The organism is Brevibacterium sp. K72 (assembly GCF_050562175.1).
GTDB lineage: Bacteria > Actinomycetota > Actinomycetes > Actinomycetales > Brevibacteriaceae > Brevibacterium > Brevibacterium casei.
Map to the genome: position 1 here is coordinate 1,000,412 of NZ_CP191582.1, position 21,199 is coordinate 1,021,610.

The following is a 21,199-nucleotide window of genomic DNA, read 5'->3' on the forward strand; positions in this document are numbered from 1 at the left end:
CAGAGAATCGGATGCAGCCCGGTACACAGGACACTCCATCTTAGCCAAGGCGCTCAGGCCCGGTCAAACCGCTCAGAGATGTTCCCCGTCACGGTGCCCGGCCGTCGACTCCCATTCACCTCCGCGTCGACTCCCGTCTTCCACAAGTCACAATCATGTAGTTTTCCACACGCTTATCCACCCGTGTGGAGTATCGCCCGGCCGACTCGTCACTCCTCCACAAACTGTGGAAAACTGTGTGGAAGTCATGCACAGGTGTGGACCGTGCGACGAAGACGATCGACAGAAGAGAGGATCGACGGTGTCGAATTCCAAGAACGAGCTCATCGGCCAATGGCAGACGGTGGTCTCTACCCTGGATCAGGACGCCGACCTCACCCGACATCAGAAGAGCTTCCTCTACCTCGCTCTCCCCAAGGCTCTCGTCGACAACGCCCTCGTCCTCCTCGCCGTCCGTGACGAGCATTCGCGCCGCACCATCGAGACCCGTCTCCTCGAGCCGCTGACCAGGGAGTTCTCCAAGGTCATCGGCTTCGACGTGACCTTCGGCTTCGTCGTCGACCCTGAACTCGACGTCCCGATCCGCTTCGACGAACTCATCGACGATGCGTCCGCAGAACCCTCCACCGCTGCCGAGACCACGGCCCCGACGGCATCCGACGCCGCACCCGCCCCGGCCCCCGCCTCGGCGACGGAGATCGACGAACCTGCTGTGGCTCCTCCTGCCGCCCCGGAGCCCTCCCCTGTGGGGAACAGCGCTCCCGCACCGTCCGCGGACACCGCCACCCGACCGGCCGATTCGCGCATCGAGGTCGAGATCGCCGAGGCGACGACCACCCCGACCCCGCCCGTCGACGTTCCCGGCGTCGCCCAGCTCAACCCCAAGTACACGTTCGACACCTTCGTCATCGGCGCGTCGAACCGTTTCGCCCATGCCGCGGCCTTCGCCGTCGCCGAAGCGCCGGCGAAGGCGTACAACCCTCTCTTCATCTACGGCGACTCGGGACTGGGCAAGACCCACCTCCTCCACGCGATCGGGTTCTACGCCACCCAGCTCTTCCCCGAGATCCGCGTCAAGTACGTCTCGAGCGAGGAGTTCGTCAACGACTTCATCAACACGATCGGCTCCTCTCGGACGTCGAACGCGCTGCGCCCGGCCTTCCAGCGCCGCTACCGCGAAGTCGACATCCTCATGATCGACGACATCCAGTTCCTCCAGGGCAAGGACGCCACCGTCGAGGAGTTCTTCCACACATTCAACGCCCTCCACAACGAGGCGAAGCAGGTCGTCATCACCTCCGACCAGCCGCCGAAGATGCTCAAGGGCTTCGAAGAGCGGCTGCGGTCCCGGTTCGAATGGGGTCTGCTCACCGACGTCCAGCCCCCGGACATGGAGACCCGCTTCGCGATTCTGCGCCGCAAGGCCGCCGGCGAGCACCTCGACGTTCCCGACGACGTCCTCGAGTACATCGCCTCCCGGGTCTCATCGAACATCCGCGAACTCGAGGGCGCCCTCATCCGCGTCACCGCCTTCGCCAACCTCAACGACCAGCAGGTCGACGTGTCGCTGGCCGAGACGGTCCTCAAGGACTTCATCACCCAGGACGACACCCCCGCGATCACCGCTGCCGACATCATGGGGCAGACCGCCGCCTACTTCAGCCTCACCCTCGACGACCTCTGCGGGACCTCGCGTTCGCGGACGCTGACGACGGCCCGGCAGATCGCGATGTACCTCTGCCGCGAACTCACCGACCTCTCCCTGCCGAAGATCGGGCAGGCCTTCGGCGGCCGCGACCACACGACAGTCATGCACGCGAACAAGAAGATTCGAACGCAGATGGCCGAGCGGCGGGCGGTCTACACCCAGGTCACCGAACTCACAAACCGCATCAAACAACAGCACCGCCTATAGAAGACGCTATGCACACCTGTGGATAACTCTGGGGACAATTCGACCACAGTGGGGATAACTCTGGGGACGGAGTCCTGCAGCCACGTGGACGGATGTGAACTACACGGCTGTGCTTACCCAGGCGTCCCCGAGCACCAGCCTGCGGTTGCACATCCGATCCACACCCCGACGACGGCAGAGATCCCAGGAGTGCTCTGCGTCCTGACCGTTTCGTCCACAGGTTCCACAGGTGCTGATACTTCTGCTGAATCAATCTCAGGTGACAGGAGGGCGACCGCCATCGTCTGCTGACGATGACGTCATGGGCTCCGCGCTGCTGAGCGAACGATCAGTTCGGTATTCGAACACGTCCCGGAAACCGGTTCTCGGATCCGAGATTCCCAGGCTTCCTCCGCGTGTCCTCCCCGTTCGTTCGGCCGTCCTCGGGTATCGCGGAATCGGTTAGGCTGTGTACAGTTTTCCGAGCACCGTCACGCCGAAGCCGAACGCACATCGGGTGATATCCCGAAGGAGTAAAGTGAACGACGAAGCAACCCCTCTCAAGTTCAAAGTCAATCGCGATGTCCTCGCCGACGCCGTGACCTGGGCGACCAAGACCCTCCCCAACCGCCCCTCTGCTCCCGTCCTCACCGGAATCCTCATCACCGCCGAGACCGGCGGGACCGTTCGCCTCGCCGTCTTCGACTACGAAGTCTCCTCGCGAGTCGAGATCTCCGCCGAGGTGGTCTCGCCCGGCACCGTGCTCGTCTCCGGCCGCCTCCTCGCCGACATCTCCAAGGCCCTGCCCAACCAGGAGGTCACCCTCGAGCAGATCGGCTCGAAGGTCGACGTGACGTGCGGATCCTCGCGCTTCTCCCTGATGACGATGCCCGTGGCCGAATACCCCTCGCTGCCGCAGGTGCCCGACGACTCCGGCACCGTCTCCGCCGGCGAATTCCAGAACGCCGTCTCCCAGGTGACGATCGCGACCTCGAAAGACGACACCCTGCCGATCCTCACGAGCGTGCGCGTCGAGATCGAGGGTGAGAAGGTGACGCTGCTCGCCACCGACCGCTACCGGCTGGCCGTCCGCGAATTCACGTGGAATCCCGGGCGCCCCGACGTCTCGGCGGTCGCTCTGCTGCGCGGTCGCACCCTCTCCGACGTCTCGAAGTCCCTCGGCGGTGACGTGACGATCGGTCTGAGCACCGATTCTGGCAAGGATCTCATCTCGTTCACCTCGGCGGGACGGGTGACGACCTCGCTGCTCGTCGAGGGCGAGTACCCCAAGGTCCGTTCGCTCTTCCCCGACTCCGTGCCGATCCACGCGATCGTCGAGACCGCAGTCCTCCGCGAAGCCGTCCGCCGTGTCTCCCTCGTCGCCGAGCGCAACACCCCGCTGCGCTTCGAGGTCACCGACGGCCTGCTCACCCTCCACGCCGGCACCGGTGACGACGCGCAGGCGTCTGAGGCCGTCGAAGCCGTCCTCGAGGGAGAGCCGATCACCGTCGGCTTCAACCCGCACTACATCGCCGAGGGCCTCGCCGCCATCGAGAACCCGTACGTGAACTTCTCCTTCACCCAGCCGATGAAGCCCGTCATCATCTCCGGGCAGAAGGACCTCGAGGCCTCGGCCGACGAGTCGTATCGCTACCTGCTCATGCCCACGCGCATCTGAATGTGGATATCCCGACTCTCGCTGCGTGGCTTCCGGTCGTACCCTGAGCTCGATCTCGAGTTCGCGCCCGGGGTGACGACCTTCGTCGCCGACAACGGTACCGGCAAGACGAACGTCGTCGAGGCGGTCGGGTACCTCGCGCACCTGCGCTCGCATCGTGTGGCCTTCGACGCCCCGCTCGTCAATGAGGGCGCGAGCACGGCGACGGTCTCCGCGCTCGTCAACCGCGGGCAGCGGCATGCAACGGTCGAGGTCTCCATCCAGTCCAAGGGTGCGAACCGGGCACGGGTCAACCGGTCCCCGGTGCGGATCAGGGAGATCCTCGGGCTCGTCTCCGCCGTCGTCTTCGCCCCCGAGGACCTCAGCCTCGTCCGCGGGGAGCCGGCGGAGCGGCGTTCGTGGATCGACACCCTCGTCGTCGCCCGCAATCCCCGCTTCGCCTCGGTGATCACGGACTTCGATCGGGCCCTCAAACAGCGCAACGCCCTGCTCAAGCGGCTGCGCGAGGACCGCGATCCCGGACTCGAGGCGACCCTCGACATCTGGAACATGGCCTACGCCGACTCCGCCGCCGAACTCGTCTTCGGTCGTCAGCGGGTGCTCGCCGACATCGTCGCCCCGCTGCAGGAGAACTTCGCGTACATCGCCGCCGATGCCCGACTCGAACGGCAGGGAGTCACGGTCGCCTACGATTCGCGCATCGACTACTCGCAGGTCGCCTCGGCCGCCGAGGCGAAGGAGCTCCTCCTCGCCGCCCTGGAGAGGAGACGGACGACGGAGATCGAACGCGGACTCACTCTCCACGGACCCGGCCGCGACGACATCACCCTGATGATCGGCTCCCACCCGGCGAAGGGCTACGCCTCCCACGGGGAGACGTGGTCGCTCGCGCTCGCCATGCAGCTCGCCGGCTGGGACCTGCTCAGCGCCGACGCCGGAACGCCTGCCGAACAGCCGATCCTCGTCCTCGACGACGTCTTCGCCGAACTCGACACCGGTCGGCGCAGCCGGCTGGCCTCGCGGATCACCGAGGCCGAACAGGTCCTCGTCACCGCGGCCGTCGATGCGGACCTGCCGGACGGCCTCGGCGGTGAGCGCATCGGCCAGGCGGCCCTCCTCGGCGCGGGAGCCCAGCGATGACGGGAGGCCGGGCATGAGCGGGATCGAGCGGGATCCCTCGACCCCTGTCGCCGCCCTCGAAGCCCTCGACCGGGTGCGCCGGATGGAGGTCACCGAGGCGCGGTTCATCCGGGGGCGCCGCCGCTCCCGCGTCCGCACGGACGTCACCTACACCTCGGCGGGCAAGGACAGGCGGGACCCGACGTCGATCTCCTCGGTCCTCGGCGGCTTCATCGCCACCCAGGGATGGTCGTCGTCGATCGACATCGGCAAGGTCCTCGGCCGCTGGTCCGACCTCGTCGGCGAACAGGTCGCCCGGCACGCCACTCCCGTCGACTTCTCCCCGCCGCTGCTCGTCATCGCCGCGGACTCGACGACGTGGGCGACGCAGCTCCGTGTCCTGCGCCCGACGATCCTCCGTGCCCTCGAGGCGGGACTCGGGTCCGCGACGATCACCGAGCTCGAGATCCGGGGGCCGCAGGGACGCAGCTTCAAGAAGGGCCGGCGCAGCGTGCGCGGGCGAGGTCCGCGGGACACCTTCGGGTGAGCTCGGACGCTGCCGACGACCCCCGAACCCGGAAATCCACAGAAAGCCACCAGCGGCCATAGCCGGGTCCCATCGTGTCCGGGGGTACGTCAGCCGGTCGGAAAAAGCGGGAGAGGACGTTTCTGGGCCGCTTGCGGGCATTTCTGTCCGCCGCGCGGTAGAATGGACAGCTGATAGCGTTCATTTGCACGAGGAGTCACATGACGACCGAGGAACAGTCCCACTACGATGCCGGGGATATCACGGTACTTGAAGGTCTCGAGGCAGTCCGCAAACGTCCAGGCATGTACATCGGGTCGACCTCGGAGCGTGGTCTCCACCACCTCGTGCAGGAGATCGTCGACAACTCCGTCGACGAGGCGATGGCCGGGTACGCCGATGACATCGATGTGACGATCCTCGCCAACGGCGGCGTGCGCGTGGCCGACAACGGACGCGGAATGCCCGTGGCGATGCACCCGACCGAGCACAAGCCCACCGTCGAGGTCATCCTCACCATCCTCCATGCCGGCGGCAAGTTCGGCGGCGGCGGCTACGCCGTGGCCGGCGGTCTCCACGGCGTCGGTTCGACCGTCGTCAACGCGCTCTCCGAGCGCCTCGACGTCGAGGTCATGCGCGACGGCTACCACTGGACGATGGACTTCCGCCGGGGCGTGCCCACCGGTGAACTCCAGCGCGGAGAGCCGACGGAGGCGACCGGGACGATCGTGACGTTCTGGCCCGATGCCGAGATCTTCGAGACGACCGACTTCTCGTACGAGTACCTGCGCGCCCGCTTCCAGCAGATGGCGTTCCTCAACAAGGGCCTGAAGATCCGGCTCATCGACGAACGCCACGTCCAGGTCGACGACGACAACGTCCAGATCGACGAGGACGAAGAAGCCGAGGCGAAGCCGCGCGAGGCGACGTACCTCTACGAGCACGGGCTCCTCGACTACGTCCAGTACCTCAACTCGGCGAAGAAGGTCGACCTCATCAACCCCGACATCATCGTCTTCGAAGCCGAGGAGGCCGGGCAGACGCTGTCGCTGGAGATCGCGATGCAGTGGACGACGGCGTACAGCGAGTCCGTCCACACCTACGCCAACGTCATCAACACGCATGAGGGCGGCACCCATGAGGAGGGCTTCCGCACGGCCCTGACCTCGCTGGTCAACGCCTATGCCCGCGAGCAGAAGCTGCTGCGGGAGAAGGACCCGAACCTCACCGGCGACGACATCCGCGAGGGCCTGACCGCCGTCATCTCCGTCAAGGTCGGCGACCCCCAGTTCGAGGGCCAGACGAAGACGAAGCTCGGCAACTCCGAGGTCAAGGGCTTCGTCCAGCGCGTCGTCCGCGATGAGCTCGGCCACTGGTTCGAGTCGAACCCCGCCCAGGCCAAGGACGTCGTCCGCAAGGCGCTGCAGGCCTCGCAGGCCAGGCTCGCCGCGCGGAAGGCCCGCGAGGCGACCCGTCGCAAGGGCCTGCTCGAGACCTCCGGCATGCCCGGCAAGCTCAAGGACTGCCAGTCCAAGGACCCGGACATCTCCGAGGTCTTCATCGTCGAGGGCGACTCGGCCGGCGGGTCCGCCGTGCAGGGCCGCAACCCCTTCACGCAGGCGATCCTGCCGCTGCGCGGCAAGATCCTCAACGTCGAGAAGGCCCGCCTCGATCGGGCCCTGGGCAACAACGAGGTCCAGGCGATGATCACCGCCTTCGGTACCGGCATCGGCGAGGAGTTCGACCTCGAGAAGCTGCGCTACCACAAGATCATCCTCATGGCCGACGCCGACGTCGACGGCCAGCACATCACGACGCTGCTGCTCACGCTCATCTTCCGGTACATGAAGCCGCTCATCGAGCACGGATACGTCTACCTCGCGATGCCGCCGCTGTACAAGATCAAGTGGTCGAACGCGCACTACCAGTTCGCCTACACCGACAGGGAGCGCGATGCGCTCCTCACCGCCGGCAAGGCCGAGGGCAAGCGCCTGCCCAAGGAGCAGGCGATCCAGCGCTACAAGGGTCTGGGCGAGATGAACTACGAGGAGCTGTGGGAGACGACGATGGATCCCGACACCCGCCTGCTCAAGCAGGTCACCCTCGACGACGCGATCGTCGCCGACGAGATCTTCACCGTCCTCATGGGCGACGACGTCGACTCGCGTCGCCGCTTCATCCAGGAGAACGCGAAGGACGTCCGCTTCCTCGACATCTGAGCACGACCTCGCCGAGGTGGCCCCACCTCGGCGAGGGATCCGCTGCGCATTCCATCCGCCGCCGTTCGCGTCCGCAGAGATGACGCCAGAAGAACGGTTCGAACACAAGGGAAGAGCCCACATTGGCTGACGAATTCGAAACACCGACCGAGATCAACCGGGTCGAACAGGTCGATCTCAACCTCGAGATGCAGAGGTCGTACCTCGACTACGCGATGAGCGTCATCGTCGGGCGCGCACTGCCCGACGTCAGCGACGGCCTCAAGCCCGTCCACCGCCGCGTCCTCTACGCGATGTACGACGGCGGGTACCGTCCCGACCGGAACTTCTCGAAGTGCGCCCGCGTCGTCGGCGACGTCATGGGTCAGTACCACCCGCACGGCGACTCGGCGATCTACGACGCCCTCGTCCGCCTCGTCCAGCCGTGGACGATGCGCTACCCGCTCATCGCCGGCCAGGGCAACTTCGGCTCGCCCGGCGACGACGGTGCCGCGGCGCCCCGGTACACGGAGTGCAAGCTCGCTCCGCTGGCGATGGAGATGGTCCGCGACATCGACGAGGACACCGTCGACTTCCAGCCCAACTACGACGGCCGCAGCCTCGAACCGGTCGTCCTGCCCTCGCGGTTCCCGAACCTGCTCGCCAACGGTTCGGCCGGCATCGCCGTGGGCATGGCGACGAACATCCCGCCGCACAACCTCCGCGAACTCGCCGCCGGCGCTCAGTGGCTGCTCTCCCACCCCGAGGCGACGAAGGAAGAGGCGCTCGAAGCCCTCCTCGGCATCGTCAAAGGCCCCGACTTCCCGCTCGGCGCCACAATCCTCGGCCACAAGGGCATCGAGGACGCCTACCGGACCGGTCGCGGTTCGATCACCCAGCGCGCCGTCGTCGAGGTCGAGGAGATCCAGGGTCGGACCTGCCTCGTCGTCACCGAGCTGCCCTACATGGTCAACCCGGATACCCTCGCCGCGAAGATCGCCTCCTACGTCAAGGACGGCAAGGTCGCCGGCATCGCCGACCTCCGCGACGAGTCCTCGGGCCGCACGGGTCAGCGGCTGGTCATCGTGCTCAAGCGCGACGCCGTGGCCAAGGTCGTGCTCAACAACCTCTACAAGCACACCTCGCTGCAGGAGAACTTCTCCGCGAACATGCTCGCGCTCGTCGACAACGTGCCGCGCACCCTCTCCCTCGACTCGTTCCTGCGCCTGTGGGTCAAGCACCAGATCGAGGTCATCGTGCGCCGGACGAAGTTCCGTCTGCGCAAGGCCGAGGAGCGCGCCCACATCCTCCGCGGCTACCTCAAGGCCCTTGACGCCCTCGACGAGGTCATCGCCCTCATCCGCCGCTCCCCGTCCTCGGACGAGGCGCGGGCGGGACTGATGGAGCTCCTCGAGGTCGACGAACTCCAGGCCAACGCCATCCTCGATCTCCAGCTGCGCCGCCTCGCGGCCCTCGAGCGGCTGAAGATCCAGGAGGAGTCGGAGAAGATCGAAGCCCTCATCGCCGAGTACAACCTCATCCTCGAGACCCCCGCCCGGCAGCGGGAGATCGTCTCCGAGGAGCTCGACGAGGTCGTCGAACGCTACGGCGACGACCGGCGGACGAAGATCCTCGCCGGCTTCGATGGGGACGTGTCGATGGAGGACCTCATCCCCGAGGAGGAGGTCGTCGTCACGATCACCCGCGGCGGGTACGCCAAGCGGACCCAGTCGACGCTCTACCGCGCGCAGCACCGCGGCGGCAAGGGCATCAAGGGCGCCCAGCTGCGCGGCGACGACGTCGTCGAGCAGTTCTTCGTCACTTCGACGCACAACTGGCTCCTCTTCTTCACCAACACCGGACGCGTCTACCGGGCCAAGGCCTATGAGATCCCTGAGGGTTCCCGGGACGCGAAGGGACAGCATGTTGCGAATCTCCTGGCACTTCAGCCGGGTGAGACGATCGCGAAGGTGCTCTCGATCCGCGACTACGACGAGGCGGAATTCCTCATCCTCGCGACCAAGTCCGGAGTCGTGAAGAAGACCCGCCTGAGCGAGTACGACTCGAACCGCACCGGCGGCGTCATCGCCATCAACCTCCGCGAGTACAAGGGCGAGCCGGACGAACTCGTCTCCGCCCGCATCGTCTCCTCCGAGGACCACCTGCTCCTCATCTCGCGCAAGGGGATGTCGATCCGCTTCGCTGCCGATGACGATTCGATCCGTCCCCTCGGCCGCGTCACCGGCGGTGTCACGGGCATGAAGTTCAAGGACGACGACGAACTGCTCACCATGGACGTCGTTCAGCCGGGCACGTACGTCTTCGTCGTCACCGAGGGCGGCTACGCCAAGCGCACCCCGGTCGATGAGTACCGTGTGCAGGGCCGCGGCGGCCTCGGCATCCGAGTTGCGAAGATCACCGAACAGCGCGGAGACTTGGTGGGCGGCCTCATCGTCGACGAGGGTGAAGAGGTCCTCGTCGTCATGGAGCGCGGTAAGGTGGTGCGGTCGAACATCGACGAGGTTCCTGCGAAGGGACGCAACACCATGGGTGTGGTGTTCGCGAAGCCGGGAAAGAATGACCGTATCATCGCAGTAACCCGTGGACCCGAGACCGCGGTGGAAGACGAAGACGAAGCCGAGGCAGTCGAAGCTGAGGTCGTGGCACCGGAGGCGGAGACGCCTGAGGCCGTCGAGACCGAGACCGGCAGCGAGGATGTGGAAGAGTGAGCGACAACAAGCAGACAGGACCCGGCAAGATCATCAGGACGTCGAGCGGATCGACCCGCCTGACCGCCGGCTCCTCGAAGACCGACTCCTCGTCCGGCTCCTCAGGCTCTGCGGGCGCCGGCAACCGCTCGGGGGGATCCAAGCCCGCCGCTGCCCCGAAGACGGGCACGACGTCCACTCCCGCCTCGGCGAAGGGATCGCGGACCGACGACAAGTCGACCGTCGTCGCCCCTCCTGCCCCGAAGGCCTCACCGAAGCCCGGACGGGCCCCCTCCACGGGCTCCGGTCCTGCCACGGCCGCGGCGTCGACCGCCTCGGCGGAGACCTCAGCGGCAGGCCAGGGCACCGGCAGCGGTCCGGCCACCTCGGTGATGGGCAACGTCGCGAACACGGTCCGGGCGAGCTCCGGGGGCGTGAAGATGGGCGTGAAGAACATGGTCGACAACGGGAAGGGAAAGAAGAAGAAGGGTCCCCGGACCGTTCGCCTCACCGTTGCCGCCGTCGACCCGTGGTCGGTCATGAAGATGTCGTTCCTCATGTCCGTGGCCATCGGCATCGCCACAATAGTCGCCTTCGTCGTCCTCTGGGTCGTCCTCCAGGCCACCGGAGTGATGAGCGGACTCGAGGCCACGATGACAGAACTCGCCGGTGCGGAGTCCGCTGAGCGCCTCATCGGCATCTTCGGCTTCGGTCGGGTCGTCGCTGCCGGCTTCATCATCGCGATCATCAACATCGTGCTCATGACGGCGCTGTCGACCCTGGCTGCGTTCATCTACAACATCGGCTCTCTCATCGCCGGCGGGTTCCACCTCACCCTCACCGACGACTGACGAAGTGTCCGTCCCCGGACGGAATCGACGCGGATCCGCGGGCTGTGAGGCGTGTCACGGCTCGCGGATTTGTGCAGGGGATGACCGGTTCGGTATATTTTTACTTCGGGTTCACCCCGAAAGGGCCTATAGCTCAGGCGGTTAGAGCGCTTCGCTGATAACGAAGAGGTCCCTGGTTCAAGTCCAGGTAGGCCCACTTCCTTTCGAGGAGGATCATGAAGAAGTGGATTCTCTCCGGGCTCACGCTCGTGGGGCTGGGAGTGTTCTTCCGGTGGCGGCACACGAATCAGCGTGCCCAAGCCGAGTGGTCAAAGCACACCGATTCGGTGTAGGGTGATTACCCACCTGGGGGTATGGCGCAATTGGTAGCGCATCTGCTTTGCAAGCAGAGGGTTAGGGGTTCGAGTCCCCTTACCTCCACTCGAGTAGTTTTGAGACAGCACTCGTGACCGAGGCCCCGAACCTGATGGTTCGGGGCCTTCGTCGTGCCCGGCCAGTCGAGAGCTACGCCCGGTAGGCGATCACTCCCATCATCCCGGCCTCTCCGTGGTAGACGTTGTGGCAGTGGGTGAGCCACCGACCCGGGTTGTTCGCGTCGAAGTCGACGGTCAGGGTCGCCCCGGGCAGGACGATCGACGTGTCCTTCCGTGGGCCTCCGCCAGCGAGCTGATACGTGTGCCCGTGGAGGTGGATGGGATGCCACATGTCTGTGTCGTTGACGAAGCGCACCCGCACCCGGTCGCCCTCGGAGATGCCCCACGCGTTCTCGAGCGGTTTCGCATGGTCGAAGCGGTTCCCGTCAAAGGCCCAGTCGTATTTCGCCATCGACCCGGTGAGCCGGATGGTGATCTCCTCATCGGGCGTCTTCGACGGCAGCGCCACTGACTTGGCGGCGGTGAGCACCTCGGCCGTCAGCGGCGCGGCCCCGAACTCGCCGATCTCCCCGTCGAGGGCGGGAGGCTGCCCGGACCCCGCCCGGAGTAGAGCATGCGTGCGCTGGGTCTTGCCCTCCGCCTCGGCGACGAGGGCGAAGACACCGTCTCCGACGGTGACGATCGCGTCATACCGCTCGCCCATGCCGAGGAGCAGCGAGTCGGTCTCCGTCGGCTCGACGGGGAAGCCGTCGGTGTGGGTGACGGTGAGGCGGTGCCCGGTGAGGGCGAGACGGAACGCGGTGTCGCCGCCGGCGTTGATGATGCGCAGGCGGATCCGCTCGCCCGGCTTGGCGGTGAAGGTCTCCGGGTCGTCGGGACCGCGGCCGTTGACGAGGTAGTGCGGGTAGAACACGTCGCCGGCATCGCCGCCGAGGACATCGGAACTCGCGCCCATGAGGGTGTTGCCCATCCGCATCGGCCCGCCCATGCTGCCGTGGTCCATCCCGCCCATGTCCCCCATGCCGCGGGTGAGTTCGGTGAGGACCTCGTCCGGGGTCGCGGTGACGCCGTCGAGCCAGTCGTCGAGGATGATCACCCAGTCGCGGTCGTAGTCGAGCGTCTCCTCGGGGTCGTCGACGATGAGGGCGCCGTAGAGTCCCCGGTCGAGCTGAGCGCCGACGTGCGGATGGAACCAGTAGGTTCCCGGATGCGGGGCGATGAAGTCGTACGTGAAGTCACCGCCTGCCGGGACCGGTTCCTGAGTGACCGCGGGTACGCCGTCCATGTCGTTGCGCAGTGCGAGTCCGTGCCAGTGGATCGTCGTCTCCTCCGGCAGGCGGTTGCGCAGGGTCGCCTGGAGGCGGTCACCGGCGTTCATGCGGATGACGGGAGCGGGGATCTCCCCGAAGCTCCACGTCTCCGCGGTGGTCGTGCCGAGGGTGAGGGTCGAGGCGGCCGCGGTGAGGGTGACGGTGACGGTCTCGCCGGTGGTCTCGCGGTCGGCTTCGGCGTCGTCGACGCGCTGTGAGGCAGGGTCGAGGAAGTCGCCTCCCGAGGCCTGGGCGGCGCAGCCGGTGAGGGCGAGGACGCCGAGGGCTCCGGTGAGGAAGCCGCGACGATGCAGCGGACGCGAGTTGAGAGGTCGGTTGCCGGTCATGGTGTGTTCTCCAAATCAGTTGGATCGTGCTCACGGTGAGCGGGCGGTGCAGAGGCGCACAGGCGTGCAGCCGCTGAGGCGCGTCGGCGCGGTGTGCGGCGTGAGCCGAAAGAGGTTGGGTCGTGGTCGCTCACGGGAGCGTGATCGAGGTGTCGCCGGCCGGGAGGTGGCCGGCGACGATCACGGCCTACGTCCGACTGATGGAGAGAACGGTGAGACTCGGCGCGTGCGAGTCCGGAGGTGCAGGGATGCGCGCGATGACCGGGCGCGACCCGGCCGTGTCACCGCGCGGGAGGCGGAACACCGTCCCCCGGGACCGGGGCAGGAGGAGGGAGAGGACGATCGCGGCCAACGCGCACATGAGCATGACGATGCACGGGGTGAGCGGATCGTGGTCACCGGCGCACGGCATGTCGGCGCAGGTCACGGCGGTGATCTCGTCGTTTGCGGAGATCTGCCCGACGTCGGCAGGCTGATGCCCGCCCATCGCCGAGGCGGCTCCCGGTGCCGCAGAGCCCGACGCACCGTGGGAGGACCCCGACATCCCGTGCGCGGTCGACGTCACGGACCCCGTCATAGCGCCCGACATCTGGCCGGACATCGCGTCCGACATCTCCCCGGCGTGGGGCAGCGCGAGCAGGCCCGCGGCCATCGTCAGCGCCGCGATGAGGAAGAGGACCATGCGCACCGACGATGGGCGCCTGCGGGAACGCGAGGGCGCTCCCGAGACGCGCGCAGCGGTTGCAGATCCTGATGAACTCATACCCAGTCAGGGTATCTGCTCGCGCGGCGTCGGGCAACGACGACGCGGTCCCCGAGCCGCCGGCGGGGTCGGTTCAGCAGCCGGCTCAGCATCCGGCTCAGCTGCCGGCGAGCATGTCCTTGACCATGGGCACGACCTTCTCGCCGTAGAGGCCGATCGAGGTCTGCCGCGTCTCGTGGGTGACCTTGCTCTGGTCGTACTTGAGGTCGAAGCGGTCGATACCGAGGGCCGTGATCGTCGTCGCGATCTTCTTCGCCACCGTCTCGGGCGAGCCGACGTAGAGCGCGCCGGTCTCGATCTCGGCCTCGAAGTCGCCGGGCTGCGGGGGCGGCCACCCGCGTTCGCGGCCCATCCGCCTGCGCATCGCGGTCCACCCGGGTTCGACGATCTCGCGGGCGAGCTCATCCGACTCGGCGACGAGACCGGGCGAATGGACGGCGATCGGCCGGTGCTCGATGCCGTATTCGTCCTGGGCACGGTGGAAGAGGTCGATGTAGGGGGCGAAGCGCTCGGGCTGCCCGCCGATGATCGCGAGGAAGAGACTGAACCCGTACTTCGCTGTGCGCACCACCGACTCGGGGCTGCCGCCGACCCCGACCCAGGCCGGGATGGGCTTCTCGGTCGAGGGGAACACCTGCTGGTTCGACAGCGCGGAGCGTGTCGTCCCCTGCCAGGTCACGGGCTGGTCCCGCAGGAGCTTCGCGAGGAGCTCGAGCTTCTCCTCGAAGAGGACCTCGTAGTCGCTGAGGTCGTATCCGAAGAGCGGGAACGATTCGATGAATGACCCGCGGCCGGCGACGATCTCCGCACGCCCGTTCGAGACCGCGTCGAGGGTCGCGAAGCGCTCGAAGACCCGCACCGGGTCATCCGAGCTGAGCACCGTGACCGCGGATCCCAGTCGGATCCGCTCAGTGCGTCCCGCGATCGCCGCGAGCACCATCTCGGGGCTGGAGACCGCGAAGTCGGGGCGGTGGTGCTCACCGACTCCGAAGAAGTCGAGCCCCACCGAATCGGCGAGCACGCCGTCGGCGACGACGTCGCGCACCGTCTGCGCATGGGTGATGAGTTCGCCGTTGTCGTCCTCTGTGAGCGCACCGAAGGTGTCGAGCCCGAATTCCACATCTGCCATGCCCTGCCAACGCCGAGGCGGGACAAAAGATTCCGTGTCCGTGCCGTGTGGGAGCCTGAAGGCTGAGCGGCCTGCGCCGGCGACGACGAGCGGAGTACTGTGAGAACGGTGGGAGAATTTCCCCACCACCCGGAATAAAGCCGCACGGACGCGCCGTTGCCTGCTGTGTCTGCCTGAAATCCGCCTCTTCCGATCGGAGACCAGACTTGTCGAGTGACAAGAACACCGCCCAAGCACCGTCGTCCCACGACGATGTGATCGACCCGGCGGGGATGCGGGTCATCTGGCTCCTCCTCGTCGCCGCGTTCGTCGCGATCCTCAACGAGACGACGATGGCGATCGCCATCCCGGAGCTCAACCGTTCGCTCCACATCCCGCCTGAACTCGGGCAGTGGCTGACGAGTGCGTTCATGCTCACCATGGCCGTCGTCATCCCGACCACAGGGTTCCTCCTCCAGCGGTTCACGACACGGCAGGTCTTCCTCACCGCGATGATCCTCTTCTGCCTGGGCACACTCATCTGTCTGCTCTCGCAGGGCTTCCCGATGCTCCTCGTCGGACGCGTCGTCCAGGCGGGCGGCACCGGCATCATGATGCCGCTGCTCATGACGACGATGATGAACGTCGTCCCGCCGCATCAGCGGGGACGCATGATGGGACGGGTGAGCCTCGTCATCTCACTCGCTCCGGCGATCGGACCGACGATGTCGGGCATCGTGCTCGACTCCCTCGGCTGGCGCTGGCTCTTCGGCATCGTCCTGCCGATCGGGCTCATCGCCCTCGGTCTCGGTGCGAAGTGGATGACCAACCTCGGCGAGACCACCCACGCCCCGATCGACGTCGTCTCGATCATCCTCTCGGCGTTCGCCTTCGGCGGCATCGTCTTCGGCCTCAGCCAGTTCGGCGGCGGCGAATTGGGTGCCGGCGCCTCGGCCGGAACGGGCCTGGCCTGGGCGTCGATCGCCGGGGGGCTCGTCTTCCTCGGACTCTTCGTGTGGCGTCAGCTCGTCCTCATCAGAGCCGATCGGGCGCTGCTCGACCTGCGCGTGTTCACCTCGCGCAACTACGTCCTCTCGGTCATCATCATGGCGGTCGTGGCGCTGTCGATGTTCGGCACGCTCTCCCTCCTGCCGCTCTACCTCCAGAGCGTCGTCGGCCTCAATGCGACCCAGTCGGGCCTCGTCCTGCTCCCGGGATCGGTGCTCATGGGCCTTCTCGGTCCGGTGATGGGCCGCATCTATGACGCGAGAGGCCCACGGACGCTGCTCATCCCCGGCACGATCCTCATCGCCTCGGCGATGTTCGCGTACTCGAACGTCGGAATCGGCACCCCGATCTGGGTCCTCGTCATCATCCAGATCGCGATGTCGCTCGGACTCGCCGGGTCGTTCACGCCGCTCTTCTCGGCATCGCTGGGATCGCTCGAACGGCGTCTGTACTCCCACGGATCCGCTGCGCTCAACACCCTGCAGCAGGTCGCCGGCGCCGCGGGCACGGCGCTGCTCATCTCGATCTACTCGGCGGCTCTGCACGCGGGCCAGGCCGCCGGCAAGAGCGTCGCGGAGGCCGGGGCTCCGGGGGCTCATTCGGCGTTCCTCCTCGCTTCGGCGATTGCGCTCGTCCCCGTCGTCCTCGCCTTCTTCATCAAGAAGCCCGAAGACCAGAAGACGCCTGACGATCACGCGGTCGCCCTCGAGAGCTGACCTCGGCGGCCTCGGCGATCGGGGCGAGCATCGACGGTGAGGCCGTCGAACTCGCCCTCGATGCTGCCGAGGCGATCCGGTTCGAGAGCTGAGGTGTCGGAGTCCGGCACCTGGTGCCAGAGGCTGGGTCAGACTCTCGGGCTCAGGCGCTGATGTCCGCGGTCACGGGAGTCTCGGCGACCGCCTGCTTCCGACGCAGCTCGCCTCCCCGACCGAGACCGGCGACGAGGAAGACGACGAGACCGGCGAGGGTGACGAGCGCTCCGGCCCACAGAGGTGAGGCGTAGCCGAGCCCTGCGGCGATCGTCAGGCCGCCGACCCATGCGCCGAAGGCATTGCCGACGTTGAAGGCCGCGATGTTCGCGCCCGAGCCGAGCGTCTGGGCACCCTCCGAGTGGCCCATGATCCGCATCTGCAGCGGCGGGACGGTTGCGAACCCGAAGCCGCCCATGAGGAAGAGGGCGACGATCGTCGCAATCTGGTTGCCGGCGACCTGCGAGAAGACGGCGAGGATGACGATGAGGCCGATGAAGAGGGTGAGCAGGGTCGCGCCGAGGTTCCTGTCCGCAGCCCTGCCGCCGAGGAAGTTGCCGACGAAGAGGCCGACGCCGAAGAGGACGAGCAGCCACGGAACCGTCGAGGCCGCGAATCCGCTCACACCGGTGAGGGTGAAGGCCATGTAGGTGAAGGCGCCGAACATGCCGCCGTAGCCGAGGATCGTGATGAGGATCGACGCCCATACCTGAGGCGAGCGGAAGATCCGGAACTCGCTGAGGATGCTGCCCGTCGAGGTCGAGTGGACGCTCTCCCTGGGGACGAGCGTGACGATGCCGATGAGGGCGATGATGCCGATGACCGAGATCGCCCAGAACGTCGAACGCCACCCGGCAGCCTGGCCGAGGAACGTGCCGAGGGGAACGCCGAGGACGTTCGCGCTGGTCAGACCCGCGAACATCATGGCGATCGCCGCAGCCTGACGGTTGGGAGCAACGAGACTCGCGGCGACGACGGAGCCGATGCCGAAGAACGCTCCGTGGCAGAGGGCCCCGACGATCCGGCCGATCATCATCATCTCGTAGCTCGGCGCCATCGCGGAGAGTGCGTTGCCAAGGATGAAGAGGACCATGAGTGCGATGAGTGCGGTCTTCCGGTTGACGCGGGTGAGCGCGACCGTGAGGAGGATGGCGCCGACGGCGACAGCGAGCGCATAGCCCGAGATGAGATAGCCGGCCACGGTCTCGGTCACCGCGAAGTCCGCCGCCACTTCGGGCAGCAGACCCATGATGACGAACTCCGTGAGTCCGATGCCGAACCCGCCGATGGCGAGGGCGAGCAGTGCGAGGGGCATGGAAGGTCCTTCCGATGGGAATGAGAAGTGGTTGGTCGGGTGGTCCGCGGACGGTGCACCCGCAATATGCGGCGTGCGCAGTAGTTGCACACGCATCGATATAGATACTTGCACACGCGTTCTATCTGCGCAAGTCGTGTATCATGGAAGGACGAACGAAGTGAGGAGAAGCACGTGGGGATCAGGGACGACGCGGTGGAGATCCGGGCCCGGGGCTGGCGCACGCTCGCGGCCCTGCACGGACTCATCGACACCGAGCTCGAGCGCAGCCTGCAGCGCGAGCACGGGCTTTCGGTCGTCGAATTCACCGTGCTCGACGCGCTGAGCAGGCAGGACGGCTGGCATATGCGGATGCGACAGCTCGCCCGCGCGGCAGCGCTGTCCTCGAGTGCGACGACGCGGCTCGTCACCCGACTCGAGGACCGCGGTCTGCTCACCCGCATCCTCTGCGCCGACGACCGGCGCGGCATCTACACCGAGCTCACTCAAGCAGGTGAGAAGCTGCTCGCCGCAGCCAAGCCGACGCATGATCGAGTCCTCGAAGAGGCGCTCGCCGAGGCACGCGAGACCCCGGAGCTCGAACCTCTCGTCTCCGCGCTCTACGCCGAAGCGCCGGTCGCCTGAGCCCGGCGGGTGCGGGCCTCGTGCAGGTGCGCACCGGTGAGGCTCTCTGCCTCCTCGGCGAGATCGACCGGGGTGCCCGTTGCGACGATCTCACCGCCGTTGTCACCGGCCCCCGGACCGAGGTCGATGATCCAGTCGACGATCGAGAGCGTCCTCAGGTCGTGATCGGCGATGACGACCGTGTTGCCCGCGTCGACGAGGAGCTGGAGCTGACCGATGAGCATGTCGATGTCGGACGGGTGGAGACCCGTCGTCGGTTCGTCGAGGATGTAGAGGCTGTGACCGCGCGCTGAGCGGTGGAGTTCGGAGACGAGCTTGATCCGCTGCGCCTCCCCGCCCGAGAGCGTCGGCGCCGACTGACCGAGGCTGACGTAGCCGAGTCCGATGTCGGCGAGCAGGGTGAGGATCTTCGCCGCCGGCGGCACATCGGAGAGGAACTCGGCCGCCTCGTCGACGGTCATCGCGAGGACATCGGCGACCGACCTCCCCCGGTAGGTGACCTCGAGGGTCTCCGGGTTGTAGCGCTTGCCGTGGCAGACCGGGCATGGGGCGGTCTCCGTGGGCATGAAGAGGAGTTCGATGCTCACGACCCCGTCTCCGAGGCAGTTCGGGCAGCGCCCCTCGGGCTGGTTGAAGGAGAACCGTCCGACGCCGAAGCGGCGTGCCTTCGCTTCCGGCTGGGCGGCGAAGAGCCTGCGGACGGTGTCGAAGAGTCCCGTGTAGGTCGCCAGCGTCGACCGGGAGGTGCGGCCGATGGGACGCTGATCGACGACGATGACGCGATCGATCGCCTCGAGGCCCGTCGTCGATGCGGTCGCCAGCTCGTCGTTGCCGAGGTCCCAGACCGGCACTCCGTGGGAGATCTCCTCGGCGATCTCGACGGACTGCGGGTTCCTCTCCTCGTCGGCGGTCACCTCGGCGAGGTCGAGGGTGGTGCGGACGGCATCGGCGAGTGCCGTGAGCACGGAGGTCTTCCCCGACCCGGAGACTCCGGTGATCGCGGTGAACGCATGGAGGGGGAGGCAGACGTCGATCCCGGTGAGATTGTGGCCGGTGACGCCGAGGAGGCCGATCCACTCGGTGAGCGCGCGGGGAGCCGGTGGCGACGGCGGCAGCGGAGGAACCGGACCGAGGTAGCGGGCGGTGACGGATTCCGCCACCTCGGCGATGCCGTCGGCCGGACCGTTGTAGAGCACGCGTCCGCCGTAGCGCCCGGCCCCGGGACCGAGGTCGACGATCCAGTCGGCGGCGCGGATGACGGGGGCGCTGTGCTCGACGACGAAGATCGTGTTGCCCTCGTCTCCGAGCCGGCGCAGGGCACCGAGGAGGAGCTCGAGGTCGGCGGGGTGGAGTCCCGCCGAGGGTTCGTCGAGGACGTAGAGGACTCCGAAGAGCCCGCTGCGCAGCTGCGTGGCGAGGTGGAGGCGTTTGAGTTCGCCGCTCGAGAGCGTCGAGGTGGGGCGGGCGACCTCGAGGTAGCCGAGGCCGAGGCCGATGAGAGTGCCGAGCTGGTCGACGAGGACGTCGATGAGGGCCTGGGCGGCCTGGTTGCGTTCGACGGAGAGCTCCCCGGTGGCCGGGTGGGTGCGGGCGTTCTCGAGGAAGGAGACGAGCCCGGTGAGCGGAAGGCGGGCCGCCTCGGCGATGTCGATGCCGGCGATCGTCACAGCCAGGGCTTCGGGGTTGAGGCGTTTGCCGTGGCACGTGGGGCAGAGCCTCTCCGTCATGAAGGATGCGGCAGTTGCGCGCATCCGCGCCGAGGCGGAGTCGGCGAAGGTGTGCTCGACCCAGCGCTTGGGGCTCATGTACGTGCCCTTGTAGCCCTCCTTGACCTCGACCGTGGGCTGGTCGTCGGTCGTGAGCACCCATTGCCGGGTGTCAGCGGGGAGGGAGTCGAAGGGGACGTTGATGTCGATGCCGAGGTCGCGGAGCACCCGACGGTTGTTCTTGCCTCCGAAGGCGCCCGGCCAGGCGACGATCGCTCCGTCGTCGATGCTCAGCGACGGGTCTCCGACGAGGCGGTCCTCGTCGACCTGGAGGAGGCGGCCCATGCCCGAGCACGTCCGGCACGCGCCGACCGCGGTGTTCGGGGAGAAGCTGTCGGAGTCGAGCGGGGCGGCGTCGCGGGGGAAGGTGCCGGCGAGGTCGGCCGGTCGATAACCCTCGGGGTATGTGCCGGAGCGGGAGTAGAGCATGCGGAGGACGTTCGAGACCCGCGAGACCGTACCGACGGTCGACCGGGTGCTGCCCGACTGCTGCTGTTGGAGGGCGACGGCGGGAGGGAGTCCGGTGATGACGCGGACGTGGGGAGCCGAGCCCTGGTCGATGAGGCGTCGGGCGTAGGGGGCGACCGACTCGAGGTAGCGCTGGCGGGACTGCGTATAGATCGTGCCGAAGGCGAGTGACGACTTGCCCGAACCCGAGATCCCGGTGAAGGCGACGATCGTGTCGCGGGGGATGTCGATGTCGACGGCCCGGAGGTTGTGCTCGCGGGCACCCCGGACGGCGATGTGTCCGGAGACGACGTCGCTGCTGAGACGATCGGCGGTCATGGCTTCGATCCTAACGGCGGGGGTCTTCATCCTATGAAGCAGGTGGAGACGACTCCGGCCGACAGCGAATCGTTC

14 protein-coding genes and 2 tRNA genes are annotated in these 21,199 nt (G+C 67.2%); 11 read left to right on the forward strand and 5 right to left on the reverse strand.

Translation table 11 applies throughout. The annotated features are described in order from the left end of the window. Positions 1–301 precede the first annotated feature (301 nt). The 9 genes from dnaA to ACQ1RG_RS04490 all read left to right on the forward strand — a co-directional run bounded on the left by dnaA (position 302) and on the right by ACQ1RG_RS04490 (position 11,394). Positions 302–1,915, forward strand: a complete 1,614-nt coding sequence (gene dnaA, locus ACQ1RG_RS04450) for a chromosomal replication initiator protein DnaA (RefSeq protein WP_167559771.1) — start codon at positions 302–304, stop codon at positions 1,913–1,915. 517 nt (positions 1,916–2,432) lie between these two features. Further along, positions 2,433–3,572, forward strand: a complete 1,140-nt coding sequence (dnaN, locus tag ACQ1RG_RS04455) for a DNA polymerase III subunit beta (RefSeq protein ID WP_009376899.1) — start codon at positions 2,433–2,435, stop codon at positions 3,570–3,572. After that, entirely contained in the window at positions 3,573–4,712 is a 1,140-nt protein-coding gene (gene recF / locus ACQ1RG_RS04460; RefSeq protein ID WP_009376901.1) for a DNA replication/repair protein RecF, read from the forward strand. It begins immediately after the preceding gene. 13 nt (positions 4,713–4,725) lie between these two features. Beyond that, a complete protein-coding gene (locus ACQ1RG_RS04465; RefSeq protein WP_009376903.1) occupies positions 4,726–5,238 on the forward strand; it encodes a DUF721 domain-containing protein in 513 nt (170 codons plus the stop codon). Between the two features lie 200 nt (positions 5,239–5,438). Further along, positions 5,439–7,436, forward strand: coding sequence for a DNA topoisomerase (ATP-hydrolyzing) subunit B (gene gyrB, locus ACQ1RG_RS04470; RefSeq protein WP_131248440.1), 1,998 nt, complete (start codon positions 5,439–5,441; stop codon positions 7,434–7,436). Positions 7,437–7,558: 122 nt separating this feature from the next. After that, positions 7,559–10,144 (forward strand): DNA gyrase subunit A, encoded by a 2,586-nt coding sequence (gene gyrA, locus ACQ1RG_RS04475; RefSeq protein WP_009376908.1) that lies wholly within the window; start codon positions 7,559–7,561, stop codon positions 10,142–10,144. Further along, a complete protein-coding gene (locus tag ACQ1RG_RS04480) occupies positions 10,141–10,974 on the forward strand; it encodes a DUF3566 domain-containing protein (RefSeq protein WP_009376910.1) in 834 nt (277 codons plus the stop codon). The genes gyrA and ACQ1RG_RS04480 overlap by 4 nt, the downstream gene beginning before the upstream one ends. A gap of 122 nt (positions 10,975–11,096) precedes the next feature. Next, positions 11,097–11,170 (forward strand) — tRNA-Ile (locus tag ACQ1RG_RS04485). Positions 11,171–11,321: 151 nt separating this feature from the next. Further along, a tRNA-Ala gene (locus ACQ1RG_RS04490) sits at positions 11,322–11,394 on the forward strand. 84 nt (positions 11,395–11,478) lie between these two features. Here the strand turns inward: ACQ1RG_RS04490 and ACQ1RG_RS04495 are convergent. The 3 genes from ACQ1RG_RS04495 to ACQ1RG_RS04505 form a co-directional block, all read right to left on the reverse strand. Continuing rightward, positions 11,479–13,005 (reverse strand): multicopper oxidase family protein, encoded by a 1,527-nt coding sequence (locus tag ACQ1RG_RS04495; protein ID WP_144587792.1) that lies wholly within the window; start codon positions 13,003–13,005, stop codon positions 11,479–11,481. Between the two features lie 187 nt (positions 13,006–13,192). After that, positions 13,193–13,768 carry a hypothetical protein gene (locus tag ACQ1RG_RS04500; protein WP_144587794.1) on the reverse strand — a complete coding sequence of 192 codons (576 nt, stop codon included), beginning with the start codon at positions 13,766–13,768 and terminating at the stop codon, positions 13,193–13,195. 97 nt (positions 13,769–13,865) lie between these two features. Continuing rightward, on the reverse strand, positions 13,866–14,897 hold the full coding sequence (locus ACQ1RG_RS04505; RefSeq protein ID WP_101623301.1) for an Atu2307/SP_0267 family LLM class monooxygenase: 1,032 nt from the start codon (positions 14,895–14,897) through the stop codon (positions 13,866–13,868). Positions 14,898–15,103: 206 nt separating this feature from the next. Between ACQ1RG_RS04505 and ACQ1RG_RS04510 the strand changes: the two genes are divergently transcribed. After that, on the forward strand, positions 15,104–16,600 hold the full coding sequence (locus ACQ1RG_RS04510; RefSeq protein WP_101623300.1) for a DHA2 family efflux MFS transporter permease subunit: 1,497 nt from the start codon (positions 15,104–15,106) through the stop codon (positions 16,598–16,600). A gap of 142 nt (positions 16,601–16,742) precedes the next feature. On the opposite strand, the gene ACQ1RG_RS04515 is transcribed toward ACQ1RG_RS04510, so the two are convergent. Further along, on the reverse strand, positions 16,743–17,948 hold the full coding sequence (locus ACQ1RG_RS04515) for an MFS transporter (RefSeq protein ID WP_144587797.1): 1,206 nt from the start codon (positions 17,946–17,948) through the stop codon (positions 16,743–16,745). Positions 17,949–18,122: 174 nt separating this feature from the next. Between ACQ1RG_RS04515 and ACQ1RG_RS04520 the strand changes: the two genes are divergently transcribed. Next, on the forward strand, positions 18,123–18,572 hold the full coding sequence (locus ACQ1RG_RS04520; protein WP_009381257.1) for a MarR family winged helix-turn-helix transcriptional regulator: 450 nt from the start codon (positions 18,123–18,125) through the stop codon (positions 18,570–18,572). Here the strand turns inward: ACQ1RG_RS04520 and ACQ1RG_RS04525 are convergent. Next, positions 18,548–21,124 carry an excinuclease ABC subunit UvrA gene (locus ACQ1RG_RS04525; protein ID WP_144587799.1) on the reverse strand — a complete coding sequence of 859 codons (2,577 nt, stop codon included), beginning with the start codon at positions 21,122–21,124 and terminating at the stop codon, positions 18,548–18,550. The genes ACQ1RG_RS04520 and ACQ1RG_RS04525 overlap by 25 nt on opposite strands. Positions 21,125–21,199: the final 75 nt, after the last annotated feature.

Bases quoted from the DNA above. Each gene is read 5' to 3' on its own strand.
- ACQ1RG_RS04505 (WP_101623301.1), bottom strand. From the start codon at position 14,897: ATGGCAGATGTGGAATTCGGGCTCGACACCTTCGGTGCGCTCACAGAG.
- ACQ1RG_RS04500 (WP_144587794.1), bottom strand. From the start codon at position 13,768: ATGAGTTCATCAGGATCTGCAACCGCTGCGCGCGTCTCGGGAGCGCCC.
- ACQ1RG_RS04495 (WP_144587792.1), bottom strand. From the start codon at position 13,005: ATGACCGGCAACCGACCTCTCAACTCGCGTCCGCTGCATCGTCGCGGC.
- ACQ1RG_RS04525 (WP_144587799.1), bottom strand. From the start codon at position 21,124: ATGACCGCCGATCGTCTCAGCAGCGACGTCGTCTCCGGACACATCGCC.
- ACQ1RG_RS04465 (WP_009376903.1), top strand. From the start codon at position 4,726: ATGAGCGGGATCGAGCGGGATCCCTCGACCCCTGTCGCCGCCCTCGAA.
- gyrB (WP_131248440.1), top strand. From the start codon at position 5,439: ATGACGACCGAGGAACAGTCCCACTACGATGCCGGGGATATCACGGTA.
- ACQ1RG_RS04515 (WP_144587797.1), bottom strand. From the start codon at position 17,948: ATGCCCCTCGCACTGCTCGCCCTCGCCATCGGCGGGTTCGGCATCGGA.
- recF (WP_009376901.1), top strand. From the start codon at position 3,573: ATGTGGATATCCCGACTCTCGCTGCGTGGCTTCCGGTCGTACCCTGAG.